Origin of the sequence: Bradyrhizobium sp. LTSP849 (genome assembly GCF_000938255.1) — a bacterium.
Classification (GTDB): domain Bacteria; phylum Pseudomonadota; class Alphaproteobacteria; order Rhizobiales; family Xanthobacteraceae; genus Bradyrhizobium.
The window spans coordinates 41,889-54,892 of the sequence record NZ_JYMR01000045.1 but is presented as its reverse complement, the minus strand read 5'-3'; the positions used below and the strand labels follow the sequence as shown (position 1 = coordinate 54,892).

Genomic DNA, 13,004 nt, shown 5'->3' with positions numbered 1-13,004 from the left:
ATCGGGCGGGAAACATATGCTGCGCCGCCTTCTTCAACCGGTCTGGGTCCTGCTGGCGATCATCTTCCTGATCGAAGCCTGGCTGTGGGACCATCTCGAGCCGATCGTCGCGCGGGTTGTCGCAATCATTCCGCTCGCCCGGTTCAAGCAGTGGCTGTCGGACCGCGTCGATGCGCTGTCGCCGGCCATGACGCTGATCGTGTTCGCGGTCCCGATCATCCCGCTATTTCCGCTCAAGCTGGTCGGCCTGTGGCTGCTCACGCATGAATACTGGACCAGCGCGGTGTTCACGATCCTGTTCGCGAAGTTGCTCGGCGTCGGCGTCACGGCCTTCGTGTTTGATGTGACGCGCGACAAGCTTCTGGAGATGCACTGGTTCGAGCGACTCTATGAGCTGATGCTCAAGCTGCGCGGCAAGGCCGCCGAGATCGTCGATCCGGTCAAGCGGCGCATCAAGGACATCGTCCGCGGCAACGGCGAAGGCTGGTCCTCACGCACGCTCCGCCTGATCCAACGTTTTCGCAAGAGCGTGCACGAAGCGCGCTGAGCGCTGTTTGCCACACACTCGCCGTCATCGCCCGGCTTGACCGGGCGATCCAGTATTCCAGAGACGTCAATTGGTTACGGAGAAGCCGCGGCGTACTGGATGCCCCGGTCAAGCCGGGGCATGACAGCTGAGTTGGTGGGACGAGTTTGCAGCCTTCGTACGAAGTTCTACCCGTGCAGATGCAGCAGATGCGGCCACCACGCGCCGAGTATGGTCATCGCAAGGCCGGCCAGCGTCAGCAGGCCGCTGATATAAGCAAGCGCGACCATGCCGGTGATGATGGTCGCCGACGCCAGCACGATGCCGATCTGGAAGGCGGCGGACGCAAGTTCGAAGTGGTGATACTTCGCGGTCGCCTCGTCGCGCTCATGCTCGGCGTCCTTGGCCTTCTCGGCGAGCTGTTCGGTACCTTCCTTGGTCTCCGGCTCGGAGCGGTAGCGCGCCGCGGTTTTCTGCCAGTCGTCGATCTGCTTCTGCACTGCGGCCTTGGTGGCATCGTCTGGCGTGGTGATCAGCTTGGCTCCCTCGGCCGCAGTCTGCACCACCGTGCGGCGGATGCTCTTGGCCTGGAAGAAGGCCCAGAGGTTGGAGGCCTCGACGTTCTTGCTGATCGATTCGGTCTGGGCGCCCTTGCCGAGCGTTTCCGAAATCGCCAGGAACAGCGCCAGCACGGCGATCAGAAGCGCGATCTTCCTGTTCTCGCCGGATGCGTGCTCGGCATGCTCCGCATGCTCCATGCTTTCATGTGCGCTCATGATGTCCCTCCTGCCTCGATTCCCCACGATTGACCGAACCGCGCGGCCTGCGCAAGAGGCAAGGACGTTATGACGTCAGTGTGTCAGCGCCGCGGATGCGCGCTCGCATAAACCTCCAGCAGCCGCTCGGAATCGATGCCGGTGTAGATCTGTGTGGTCGAGAGCGAGGAATGGCCGAGCAATTCCTGGATCGCGCGCAGATCACCGCCGCGCGACAACAGATGCGTGGCGAAGGAATGCCGCAGCGCATGCGGCGTGGCGCTGTCGGGCAGGCCGAGCGCGCCGCGCAGCCGCTCCATCGCGAGCTGGATGATGCGCGGGCTCAGGGGGCCGCCGCGCGCACCGAGGAAGATCGGGCCCTCCGGCGGCAGCGGATGCGGGCAGGTCGCGACATATTCGTCGACCAGCGCCAGCACGTTTTGCAGCACCGGCACCATGCGGGTCTTGTTGCCTTTGCCGGTGACGATCAGCACGTCGCCTTCGCCGGCCCGCGGCACCTCGCGGCGCTTCAGGCCGAGCGCTTCGGAGATGCGCAGGCCCGATCCGTACAAGAGCGCCATCACGGCGGCGTCGCGCACCAAAATCCAGGTCTCGCGATCCTCGCCGGCGCGCTCGTCGGCGTCCGCAAGGCGCTTTGCCGACGCCATCGGCAGCGGTTTTGGTAAGGTCTTGGCTACCTTCGGCGCGCGGATCGCCGAGAGCGCTCCGACCTTGCCCTTGCCCTCGCGTTCGAGGAAGCGGCCGAACGAGCGCAGCCCCGCCAGCGCACGCATCAAACTGCGACCGGCAATATCGTCGGCGCGGCGCATCGCCATGAAGGCGCGGATGTCAGTGGCTTCGAGCGCGGCGAAGCGCTTCAGCGTCACGCGCTCGCCCCAATGGGCGCAGAGGAAATCGAGGCACTGCCTGAGATCGCGGCCATAGGCCTCCAGCGTCTTCGGCGACAGCCGCCGCTCAGCGCCGAGATGCGACAGCCAGCGCGCCATCTCCTGCGCGATCGATGGATCGGCGCTGGCGAGCTCGATGTGTGGGGCGGCCGCTTTGCTCATGCGCTCTGGACGTGGTGATTCCGCACAGTATATCGCATCACACCCGTTTACTGTTCGCTAAGGCCGGCGCGTGGCGCTAGCCTTGAAGCCCCAGGTTCCGATTCTCCGCCCCAAAGACCCCCTTGATGGATCATTCGTCGCGTAGCCACACTGCCTCTGCCAACGCGACCCAAATGGTCGACGTGCTGGTGCCGGTCGCGCTCGACCAGACCTATTCCTACAAGGTGCCGCGCGGCATGGAGCTGAAGGCGGGCGATCTCGTCGGTGTGCCGCTCGGTCCGCGCGAGGTGATCGCCGTGGTCTGGGCGGAAAACGCCAATCCGGATCCGCGTCTGCATAATCGCCTCAAGGAGGTCAACGAGAAGCTCGATCTTCTGCCCCTGAAGCCCGAGCTGCGCGCGGTCGTCGACTGGGTCGCCAATTACACGCTGAGCCCGCGTGGCATGGTGCTGCGGATGTGCCTGCGGATGGGCGAAAACCTTGGCCCTGAGCGGGTGCGCGCCGGCGTGCGCCTGGTCGGCGATCCGCCAAAGCGGCTGACGCCGGCGCGGCAGCGCGTGATCGAACTGCTGTCGGACCGGCTGTTGCACGGCAAATCCGAGGCCGCCAAGGACGCCGGCGTGTCGGTCGGTGTGATCGACGGCCTCGTCGATGAACGCACGCTCACGGTCGAGCCGATGCCGCCGCCGCCGCGGCCACCCGCGCCCGATCCGGATTTTAGCCGGCCGGATTTCTCGCCGCTCCAGCGCGCCGGCGTCGATGCCATGCGCGCGCTCGCGGCCAACGGCACCTTCCACGTCGCGCTGCTCGACGGCGTCACCGGCTCGGGCAAGACCGAGGTCTATTTCGAGGCGATTGCGGAGGTCATCCGCCGCGGCAAGCAGACGCTGATCCTGATGCCGGAGATCGCGCTGACCGGCCAGTTCCTCGACCGCTTCGCGCAGCGCTTCGGAGTACGCCCGCTGGAATGGCATTCGGAGCTGACGCCGCGCACCCGCGCGCGTAATTGGGCGGCGATCTCCGACGGCAGCGCGCCGGTCGTGGTCGGAGCGCGCTCGGCACTGTTCCTGCCCTACGCCAATCTTGGGCTCATCGTCGTCGATGAAGAGCACGACCAGGCCTACAAGCAGGATGACGGCGTGCATTATCACGCCCGCGACATGGCGGTGGTGCGCGCGCATATCGCAAAGATTCCGGTCGTGCTGGCGTCGGCGACGCCCTCGGTCGAGTCCGAGGTCAATGCGCGCAAGAACCGCTATCAGCGCATCGCGCTGCCGTCGCGCTTCGGCGGCCAGCACATGCCGCATATCGAGGCGATCGACATGCGCCGCGAGCCGCCGGCGCGCGGCCGCTTCATCTCGCCGCGGCTGGCTGGCGAGATCAAGATCGCGATCGAGCGGCGCGAGCAGGCGCTGTTGTTTCTCAATCGCCGCGGCTATGCGCCGCTGACGCTGTGCCGCGCCTGCGGCCATCGCTTCGCCTGCACCATCTGCGATGCCTGGCTGGTCGATCACCGCTTCCGTCAGCGGCTGGTCTGTCACCATTGCGGCTTCTCGATGCCGCGCCCGCAGACCTGCCCGCACTGCTCGGCTGAGGAATCGCTGGTCGCGGTCGGCCCCGGCGTCGAGCGGCTACAGGAAGAGGCAGCTGCGCTGTTCCCGGAAGCCCGCACCATGGTGCTGTCGAGCGATCTCATCACCTCGATCGAGACGATGCGCAGCGAGCTGAACGACATTGCCGAAGGCCGCGTCGACATCATCATCGGCACGCAGCTCGTGGCCAAGGGCCACAATTTCCCGAGGCTCAATCTGGTCGGCGTGGTCGATGCCGATCTGGGCCTCAGCAATGGCGATCCGCGCGCCTCGGAACGCACCTGGCAATTGCTCAACCAGGTGATCGGCCGCGCCGGGCGCGAGCAGGGCCGCGGCGTCGGCTATCTCCAGACCCACCAGCCCGACCATCCCGTGATGAAGGCGCTGATCGCCTGCGACCGCGAGGCCTTCTACGACAGCGAGATCGATCTGCGCGAGCGCACGCTCTATCCGCCGTTCGGCCGGCTCGCGAGCCTGATCATCTCCGCAGGCGATCGGCCAAGCGCGGAAGGTTTTGGCCGCCGCCTCGTTGCGCTCGCGCCACGCGACGAGCGCGTGGTGGTGCTGGGCCCGGCGGAAGCCCCGCTCGCCGTGATCAAGGGCCGCTACCGCTTCCGCATCCTCCTGAAGTCGGCGCGCGGTTTCGATCTCTCGGACTATTTGCGCAACTGGCTCGCGGTCTGCCCGAAGCCGAAAGGCAATCAGAAGTTAGAGGTGGACGTCGATCCGCAGAGCTTTTTGTAAGGGCAGCGCTCGCAATGATGCGCCTGTAGCCCGGATGGAGCGAAGCGCAATCCGGGACAGGTCGATCCGCATACGAAGACCCCGGATTTCGCTGTGCTCCATCCGGGCTACGAATCGGGGCTCGCAATGACGGAGCCAACAAAAAGCCCGCCGTCCCCCAAGACGGCGGGCTTGTTTCACCTGCGCTGATCCGGCCGCTCACACGTCCCCACGGACGATGACGAGACCAGTGCTTGAGGCGCGTCGCGTGTCGTTAGGAGACGACTTCCGCGGTGACGCGGCCGACGCCGGCGCCGGTGAGGCCGATGGCGCGGGCAGCGCCCGTGGAGAGGTCGAGCACACGGCCGCGCACGAACGGGCCACGGTCATTGATGGTGACGATGACGCTCGAGCCACCATGAGTGACGCGCAGCTTGGTGCCGAACGGCAGCGAACGGTGCGCCGCAGTCATGGCATTCTGGTTGAAGCGCTGACCGGAGGCAGTCCGGCTGCCGGACTCGTTGCCGTAATAGGAGGCCATGCCGGAGAAGCTGCGGCCCGTGCCCGACGACGGCGTCATCGACGCATTGGCGTTGCGCCAATCGGAGGTCGCGTTGGAATCGTCCTGGGCCTGGTGGTGGTGATGGTGGGAGTACCGGTGGTGATGCCTGGATTTGGCGGAAGCTTCGGTGGCAGTTCCGCCAACGAGGAGAGTTGCAGCGACACAAGCGATCGCCGTACGCGGCCGGGTCACAAAGCCCAGCGTCTTCAAAGACAGCATTTAGTGGTCCCTAAGCTAGTATTGCCACATATGTGGCCAGTGGAGCCCCCATCAGGTTGCGAGCGAGTTGGCGTTTCGTTGGGCAATGAGGCATGAATTGGGCAGTAATTCCGCTATGTGTGCGGCTGAAACATCTTGTTACTCGCACCGATAGTCAGCCGATGCTCCGTCATCTTTCACTTTAACGATTTGTTAACTGATCTATTACTTGCGAGTACTGTAAAACTAAGTCTTTTCTCGAAGTGTTTAGAATTGGGTAAGTATTCGGCGGGTGAAGCGAACGAGCTCCGAGTCACGGCTCTGCGAGCCGTGTTCATGGCCGCTATGCGCTGAGGGCAGGAACGAATGGGCAGGTTGCCGCCGTTAAGGCTCGCGGCAATTCCGTGGCGCGGCAGGTCGTCGTGCAGGTCAGCGTGGAAGGGGCGCCGAGTGCGACGAACTGGCGACAGAACGTCGTGCCTTTAATTTGGCGTCATGTTGCACGTGCGCGCCTGCTATGTTAGCAAAGCCGCGATTTTAACGATCCCGGCGCTTCCCGTGCCGGTCGAAAATCGAAGTCCCGCTTGAATTCCAAGGGCTTGGATCGCTAGGCGCCGCTTCGTGGCGACGGTTTTTCCCTTGCGAATTTGACAGCTAAAAGAGCACGTCTGTGGCTGCAGAAGATACCTCCGTTTCCGGTGTGTCCGGCCGTTATGCAACGGCCTTGTTTGAATTGGCCCGCGACCAGAAAGTGGTCGATGAGGTCAAAGCCGATCTCGACAGGTTCGAGGGGTTGCTGAACGAAAGCGCCGATCTGAAGCGCCTCGTCCGCAGCCCGGTGTTCGCGGCCTCCGACCAGTCCAGGGCCCTTTCGGCCGTGCTGGACAAGGCCGGTATCGCCGGCATCTCCGCTAATTTCCTGAAAGTGCTGACCGCCAACCGCCGTCTGTTCGTGGTGGCTGACGTCATCCGCGCCTATCGCGCCCTCGTTGCCAGGTTCAAGGGCGAGGCGACCGCAGACGTCACCGTCGCGGAGGCGCTTTCGGACAAGAATCTCGATGCCCTCAAGGTTGCCCTGAAGTCGGTAACCGGCAAGGACGTCGCGCTCAACGTGAAGGTCGATCCCTCGATCATCGGTGGCCTCGTGGTCAAGCTTGGCAGCCGCATGATCGATAGTTCGCTTCGCACCAAACTCAATTCGATCAAGCACGCGATGAAAGAGGCAGGCTGATGGACATCCGCGCCGCGGAAATTTCCGCGATCCTCAAGGACCAGATCAAGAATTTCGGCCAGGAAGCTGAAGTCTCCGAAGTCGGACAGGTGCTGTCCGTCGGCGACGGTATCGCCCGCGTCTACGGTCTGGACAACGTCCAAGCCGGCGAAATGGTCGAGTTCGAGAACGGCACCCGCGGCATGGCGCTGAACCTCGAAACCGACAACGTCGGTATCGTTATTTTCGGTGGCGACCGTGAGATCAAGGAAGGCCAGACCGTCAAGCGCACCCGCGCCATCGTGGACGCGCCGGTCGGCAAGGGCCTGCTTGGCCGCGTCGTCGACGCGCTCGGCAACCCGATCGACGGCAAGGGCCCGATCCAGGCCGACAAGCGTATGCGCGTCGACGTCAAGGCGCCCGGCATCATTCCGCGCAAGTCGGTGAACGAGCCGATGGCGACAGGCCTCAAGGCGATCGACGCCCTGATCCCGATCGGCCGTGGCCAGCGCGAGCTGATCATCGGCGACCGTCAGACCGGCAAGACCGCGATCGCGCTCGACACCATCCTGAACCAGAAGCCGCTCAACGCGCAGACCGACGAGAACATCAAGCTGTATTGCGTCTACGTCGCGATCGGCCAGAAGCGTTCGACCGTCGCCCAGTTCGTGAAGGTGCTGGAAGAGCAGGGCGCGCTCGAATACTCGATCATCGTTGCCGCGACCGCCTCCGATCCGGCGCCGATGCAGTACATCGCGCCGTTCACCGGCTGCACCATGGGCGAGTACTTCCGCGACAACGGCATGCACGCCGTCATCATCTATGACGATTTGTCCAAGCAGGCCGTCGCCTACCGCCAGATGTCGCTGCTGCTGCGCCGCCCGCCGGGCCGCGAAGCCTATCCCGGCGACGTGTTCTATCTGCATTCCCGCCTGCTCGAGCGTGCGGCGAAGCTGAACAAGGACCAGGGCTCGGGCTCGCTGACGGCGCTGCCGGTCATCGAAACCCAGGCCAACGACGTGTCGGCCTACATTCCGACCAACGTCATCTCGATCACCGACGGTCAGATCTTCCTGGAAACCGACCTGTTCTTCCAGGGCATTCGCCCCGCCGTGAACGTTGGTCTGTCGGTGTCGCGCGTCGGCTCCTCGGCGCAGACCAAGGCCACCAAGAAGGTCGCCGGCAAGATCAAGGGTGAGCTCGCGCAGTACCGCGAAATGGCGGCGTTCGCGCAGTTCGGCTCCGATCTCGACGCCTCGACCCAGCGCCTGCTCAACCGCGGCTCGCGCCTCACCGAGCTCCTGAAGCAGCCGCAGTTCGCGCCGCTGAAGATGGAAGAGCAGGTCTGCGTGATCTGGGCCGGCACCAACGGCTATCTCGATCCGCTTCCGGTCAGCAAGGTGCGCGCGTTCGAGGACGGCCTGCTCTCGCTGCTGCGCGGCAAGAATGTCGAGATCCTCAACGCGATCCGCGACAGCCGCGATCTCTCCGACGACAGCGCGGCCAAGCTGAAGTCGGTGGTCGAAGGCTTCGCGAAGAGCTTCGCATAAGAGAGCCGTCCGGCCATCCACGCCTCACCGCGTGGATGACGAAGGCCTGGACGTCGAAGATTTGGATGCCCGGGGCAAGCCCGGGCATGACGATAGAGATAGGCTAGCGGTTTGACCGCAAGGGATCGAACCGTCGGGGACGAAGAATGGCGTCACTTAAAGACATGCGGGTCCGCATCGCCTCCACCAAGGCGACGCAGAAGATCACCAAGGCCATGCAGATGGTTGCGGCGTCCAGATTGCGCCGTGCCCAGCAAGCGGCCGAGGCGGCGCGACCCTATGCGGACAAGATGAGCGCGGTGATCTCCAATATCGCCGGCGCCGCCGCAGGCTCGCCCGGTGCGCCGGCGCTGCTCGCTGGCACCGGCAAGGATCAGGTTCACCTGCTTCTGGTCTGCACTGGCGAACGCGGCCTGTCCGGCGCTTTCAACTCCTCGATCGTGCGCCTGGCGCGCGAGCGTGCCCAGGCGCTGATGGCGCAGGGCAAGGAAGTGAAATTCTTCTGCGTCGGTCGCAAGGGCTATGAGCAGCTCCGCCGCTTGTTCGACAGGCAGATCGTCGAACATCTCGACCTGCGCAGCGTGCGTCAGCTCGGCTTCGTCAACGCCGAGGACATCGCCAAGAAGGTGCTCGCTCGTTTCGACGCCGGCGAGTTCGACGTCTGCACGCTGTTCTACGCGCAGTTCAAGTCGGTGATCGCGCAGATCCCCACCGCCCAGCAGATCATCCCGCTGGTCGTCGAGGAAAAAGCCGCGAGCGGTCCGGCGACCTCATACGAGTACGAGCCCGAGGAGGACGAACTCCTCTCCGGCCTGTTGCCGCGGAATATCGCGGTGCAGATCTTCCGCGCGCTGCTGGAAAACAACGCATCGTTCTACGGTGCGCAGATGAGCTCCATGGATAACGCCACCCGCAACGCCGGCGAAATGATCCGCAAGCAAACCCAGATCTACAACCGAACCCGTCAAGCCCAGATCACCAAGGAGCTGATCGAGATCATCTCCGGCGCCGAGGCGGTCTGACGCACGAAGCAAACGACGGTTGTTCAAGTCCAGAATTTCGCAAGTACAGAATTCCGAAGGAGAGCTAATCATGGCCACAGCAGCTAACCAGGTCGGTCGCGTCACCCAGGTCATGGGCGCCGTCGTCGACGTTCAGTTCGAGGGCCATTTGCCGGCCATTCTCAATTCGCTGGAAACCAAGAACGGCAGCATCCGCCTCGTGCTGGAAGTTGCGCAGCATCTCGGTGAGTCCACCGTGCGTACGATCGCGATGGACGTGACCGAGGGTCTGGTGCGCGGCCAGGAAGTGACCGACACCGGCCAGCCGATCTCGGTTCCGGTGGGCGCTGGCACGCTCGGTCGCATCATGAACGTGATCGGCGAGCCGATCGACGAAGCCGGCCCGATCCAGTCCGAAGGCATGCGCGCCATCCACCAGGAAGCGCCGAGCTACACCGACCAGTCGACCGAAGCTGAAATTCTCGTCACCGGCATCAAGGTCGTCGACTTGCTCGCGCCCTACGCCAAGGGCGGCAAGATCGGCCTGTTCGGCGGCGCCGGCGTCGGCAAGACCGTGCTGATTCAGGAGCTGATCAACAACGTCGCGAAGGCGCATGGCGGTTATTCCGTGTTCGCCGGCGTCGGCGAGCGTACCCGCGAGGGCAACGACCTCTATCACGAGTTCATCGAGTCCAAGGTCAACGCCGATCCGCACAATCCGGATCCGAGTGTGAAGTCGAAATGCGCGCTGGTGTTCGGCCAGATGAACGAGCCGCCTGGCGCCCGCGCCCGCGTCGGCCTCACCGGCCTGACCGTTGCCGAGCACTTCCGCGACCAGGGCCAGGACGTGCTGTTCTTCGTCGACAACATCTTCCGCTTCACCCAGGCCGGCTCGGAAGTGTCGGCGCTGTTGGGTCGTATTCCTTCGGCGGTGGGTTATCAGCCGACGCTCGCCACCGACATGGGCGCGCTTCAGGAGCGCATCACCACCACGCAGAAGGGTTCGATCACTTCGGTGCAGGCCATCTACGTTCCGGCCGACGACTTGACCGACCCGGCGCCCGCGACCTCGTTCGCGCATTTGGACGCGACCACGGTGTTGAACCGCGCGATCTCGGAAAAGGGCATCTATCCGGCGGTGGACCCGCTCGATTCGACCTCGCGCATGCTCTCGCCGCTCGTCGTCGGCCAGGAGCATTACGACACCGCGCGTCAGGTCCAGCAGGTGCTCCAGCGCTACAAGTCGCTGCAGGACATCATCGCCATTCTCGGCATGGACGAGCTTTCTGAAGAGGACAAGCTGACGGTGGCCCGCGCCCGCAAGATCGAGCGCTTCCTGTCGCAGCCGTTCCACGTTGCCGAAATCTTCACCGGCTCGCCCGGCAAGTTCGTCGACCTCGCAGACACCATCAAGGGCTTCCGCGGCCTCTGCGAAGGCAAGTATGACCATTTGCCGGAAGCCGCCTTCTACATGGTCGGCACCATCGAAGAGGCGATCGAGAAGGGCAAGAAGCTGGCGGCTGAGGCCGCCTAAGCTGGCGAATAGCGAATAGGGAGTGGCGGATAGCTGCTCCCTGTTTTCACACTTCGCAATTCGCACCTCACCATTCGCAAGGCGTTCTCCATGGCCTCCTTCCACTTCGATCTCGTCTCTCCGGAAAAGCTCGCATTCTCGGGCGAGGTCGATCAGGTCGACGTCCCCGGCGTCGAGGGTGATTTCGGCGTGCTGGCGGGTCATGCGCCGGTCGTGGCTGCGATCCGCCCCGGCATTCTCACCATCACCACCGGCGGCAAGCACGAGAAGATCATCGTGCTCGGCGGCCTCGCCGAAGTCTCCGAGAAGGGCCTGACCGTGCTCGCCGACGTCGCGACGTCGCTGACCGAGCTCGATCGTGCCAAGTTCGCCGAGACCATCTCGGACATGGAAGAGAGCCTCAAGGAGCACGAGGGCAGCGAGCTCGATCAGGCCATCGAGCGGCTCGACCACTTCAAGAGCATCCAGCAGCAGCTCAACTCGACGGCTATGCATTAAGCCCCGGGGTACCGCTCCGGGGCTCGATCGAAATTTCCCGAATAAGTTCAGCGCTCGTCACGATCGTGACGGGCGCTGAAACTTTGTTGCACCGCGCCGCCGATAGCGGCATTCTGCGCGCGAGCTTTGTTCCGGGGCGGGTAGCAGATGAAACGCAAGATCGCGGCGATTTTCGCAGCCGATATTGCCGGTTACTCAAGGCTGGTCGCGGAAGACGAGGAAGAGACGCTGCGGCGTCTGGCCTCCTACCGTGAATTCATCGACGATTTCATCGCCAAGGCAAACGGCCGTATCTTCAATACCGCCGGCGATGCCGTGCTCGCGGAATTTCCGAGCGCCGTGGATGCGGTGCGCTGCGCGATCGACATCCAGGAAAGCTTGCGAACCCGCAACATGGCCTATCCGCCGAGCCGGCAGATGTCGTTCCGCATCGGCATCACCATCGGTGACGTGGTCGAGCGCGACGGTGATCTTCTCGGCGACGGCGTCAACATTGCGGCGCGACTGGAGGGCCTTGCCGAGGTCGGCGGCATCTGCGTCTCCCGTGCCGTGCACGAGCAGGTCGCCAACAAGCTGTCGGTGCAGTTCGCCGATATCGGCGCGCAGGAGGTCAAGAATATCCCGACGCCGGTGCACGCCTACATGGTGGCGATGCGGCGCGAAGACGGTACTTACTCCACGCCCAAGGTGAAGAAGGTCGCGAAGGCAGGCTCCGCGCCGAACTGGATGTGGCCGCTGGTGGTCGGCGTGGTCTCCGTCGTCGCCATCGGCGTCGGCGGTTTCCTCTATTTCACCAAGCTCGAGACCGCGACGGGACCGTCGACGGCCGCCGCGACAGCGCCGAGCTCGACGGTAACACCGAGCCCGACGCCCACCATGGCCGCGAAGTCGCCGATGCCCATGCCGACGCAAAATGCTGCGGCCACGCCGGCGCCGATGCCGTCGCCGCCGACCGCATCAAGCGGCAAACTCCCCGCGGACGCCGTGCCGTTCATCGGCGAGCGCCTGCGTAGCTATCTGGCCAACGAATATTCCGCCGCCGGCGACTACAAGGCCTTCGCCCTGAACATTGGCGGCTTTTCCGGCTCCGCGCTCAATCAGCCAAACGAGGAGGCCGCGCGCAATGCCGCGCTCGACCAGTGCCAGAAGCGCGCGGATGCCGCGCAATCGCCGCGGCGCTGCGAGCTCTATGCGGTCGGCAACAATGTCGTCTACACGCATGGCGGGCCGCCGATGCCGCCGAAGCCCTGGGTTCGGCACGACACCATGACCGAGCGCGCCTTCGTGACGAAGGACTTTCCGATGCTGCGCGACCAGGCGAAAGTCCGCGTCGAGAACATGTATGTTCCGGCGGCGAAATCGCGCTCGATCGCACTCGGTCCCGGCGGACAATATTTCATGGTGCTGGGGGCATCGTCGGTCGACGAGACGACGCGGCGTTCGCTGGAATCTTGCGGCGCGATCGCAGGCGTGGCCTGCATGATCGTCGCGGTCGACGATGTCTTCGTCGTGCCGATCCCAACCCTGCTCAGGGTCACCGGCTTCTTCCACGCCGCGAGCAATTCCTCGATCGTGGCCGATGCGCGCGACGATGTCGTGCGCAAGCTTGGCGAGGGCATGGGCTGGAACGCCGTCGCTGTCGGCAGCGCTGGTCGCCCGGGTCTCGGCCTGAAAGCCGCGGACGAGCAGACCGCCGTCAACACGGCCCTCGCCGATTGCGTCAAGCACGACAGCGACTGCCACGTGATCGCGATCGGCCCGTTTACGGTGGGACCGACGAATTAA

At 64.3% G+C, this 13,004-nt stretch carries 11 protein-coding genes; 8 read left to right on the top strand and 3 right to left on the bottom strand.

Going from position 1 to position 13,004, the window contains the following annotated elements; translation table 11 throughout:
• The first annotated feature begins 16 nt into the window (after positions 1–16).
• Positions 17–547 (top strand): hypothetical protein, encoded by a 531-nt coding sequence (locus tag UB31_RS24585; RefSeq protein WP_045004368.1) that lies wholly within the window; start codon positions 17–19, stop codon positions 545–547.
• Positions 548–714: 167 nt separating this feature from the next.
• Here UB31_RS24585 and UB31_RS24580 read toward each other — a convergent pair whose 3' ends face one another.
• Positions 715–1,302, bottom strand: a complete 588-nt coding sequence (locus UB31_RS24580; protein ID WP_045004366.1) for a DUF4337 domain-containing protein — start codon at positions 1,300–1,302, stop codon at positions 715–717.
• Between the two features lie 83 nt (positions 1,303–1,385).
• On the bottom strand, positions 1,386–2,351 hold the full coding sequence (locus UB31_RS24575; RefSeq protein WP_045012749.1) for a tyrosine recombinase XerC: 966 nt from the start codon (positions 2,349–2,351) through the stop codon (positions 1,386–1,388).
• A gap of 125 nt (positions 2,352–2,476) precedes the next feature.
• Here UB31_RS24575 and UB31_RS24570 point away from each other — a divergent pair, with 125 nt between their 5' ends.
• On the top strand, positions 2,477–4,687 hold the full coding sequence (locus tag UB31_RS24570) for a primosomal protein N' (protein WP_045012748.1): 2,211 nt from the start codon (positions 2,477–2,479) through the stop codon (positions 4,685–4,687).
• 253 nt (positions 4,688–4,940) lie between these two features.
• Here the strand turns inward: UB31_RS24570 and UB31_RS24565 are convergent, their stop codons facing one another.
• Positions 4,941–5,447 carry a septal ring lytic transglycosylase RlpA family protein gene (locus UB31_RS24565; RefSeq protein WP_045012747.1) on the bottom strand — a complete coding sequence of 169 codons (507 nt, stop codon included), beginning with the start codon at positions 5,445–5,447 and terminating at the stop codon, positions 4,941–4,943.
• A gap of 649 nt (positions 5,448–6,096) precedes the next feature.
• Between UB31_RS24565 and UB31_RS24560 the strand changes: the two genes are divergently transcribed.
• The 6 genes from UB31_RS24560 to UB31_RS24535 all read left to right on the top strand — a co-directional run bounded on the left by UB31_RS24560 (position 6,097) and on the right by UB31_RS24535 (position 13,004).
• Complete coding sequence (locus UB31_RS24560; protein WP_045004356.1) at positions 6,097–6,657, top strand: F0F1 ATP synthase subunit delta; 561 nt, start codon at positions 6,097–6,099, stop codon at positions 6,655–6,657.
• Entirely contained in the window at positions 6,657–8,186 is a 1,530-nt protein-coding gene (gene atpA, locus UB31_RS24555) for a F0F1 ATP synthase subunit alpha (RefSeq protein ID WP_045004354.1), read from the top strand. The genes UB31_RS24560 and atpA overlap by 1 nt, the downstream gene beginning before the upstream one ends.
• Positions 8,187–8,332: 146 nt before the next feature.
• Entirely contained in the window at positions 8,333–9,208 is an 876-nt protein-coding gene (locus UB31_RS24550; protein ID WP_045004353.1) for a F0F1 ATP synthase subunit gamma, read from the top strand.
• Between the two features lie 70 nt (positions 9,209–9,278).
• Positions 9,279–10,721: a F0F1 ATP synthase subunit beta gene (gene atpD, locus UB31_RS24545; protein WP_045004352.1), complete on the top strand. Its 1,443-nt coding sequence runs from the start codon at positions 9,279–9,281 to the stop codon at positions 10,719–10,721.
• A 90-nt stretch (positions 10,722–10,811) separates the two neighbouring features.
• Positions 10,812–11,219, top strand: coding sequence for a F0F1 ATP synthase subunit epsilon (locus UB31_RS24540; protein WP_045004351.1), 408 nt, complete (start codon positions 10,812–10,814; stop codon positions 11,217–11,219).
• 147 nt (positions 11,220–11,366) lie between these two features.
• The gene (locus UB31_RS24535; protein WP_045012746.1) at positions 11,367–13,004 is read left to right on the top strand and encodes an adenylate/guanylate cyclase domain-containing protein; all 1,638 of its coding nucleotides are present in this window, start codon (positions 11,367–11,369) and stop codon (positions 13,002–13,004) included.

Coding starts and splice junctions, on each gene's coding strand:
- UB31_RS24570 (WP_045012748.1), top strand. CDS start 2,477: ATGGATCATTCGTCGCGTAGCCACACTGCCTCTGCCAACGCGACCCAA.
- UB31_RS24565 (WP_045012747.1), bottom strand. CDS start 5,447: ATGCTGTCTTTGAAGACGCTGGGCTTTGTGACCCGGCCGCGTACGGCG.
- atpA (WP_045004354.1), top strand. CDS start 6,657: ATGGACATCCGCGCCGCGGAAATTTCCGCGATCCTCAAGGACCAGATC.
- UB31_RS24575 (WP_045012749.1), bottom strand. CDS start 2,351: ATGAGCAAAGCGGCCGCCCCACACATCGAGCTCGCCAGCGCCGATCCA.
- UB31_RS24535 (WP_045012746.1), top strand. CDS start 11,367: ATGAAACGCAAGATCGCGGCGATTTTCGCAGCCGATATTGCCGGTTAC.
- atpD (WP_045004352.1), top strand. CDS start 9,279: ATGGCCACAGCAGCTAACCAGGTCGGTCGCGTCACCCAGGTCATGGGC.
- UB31_RS24550 (WP_045004353.1), top strand. CDS start 8,333: ATGGCGTCACTTAAAGACATGCGGGTCCGCATCGCCTCCACCAAGGCG.
- UB31_RS24540 (WP_045004351.1), top strand. CDS start 10,812: ATGGCCTCCTTCCACTTCGATCTCGTCTCTCCGGAAAAGCTCGCATTC.
- UB31_RS24585 (WP_045004368.1), top strand. CDS start 17: ATGCTGCGCCGCCTTCTTCAACCGGTCTGGGTCCTGCTGGCGATCATC.
- UB31_RS24580 (WP_045004366.1), bottom strand. CDS start 1,302: ATGAGCGCACATGAAAGCATGGAGCATGCGGAGCATGCCGAGCACGCA.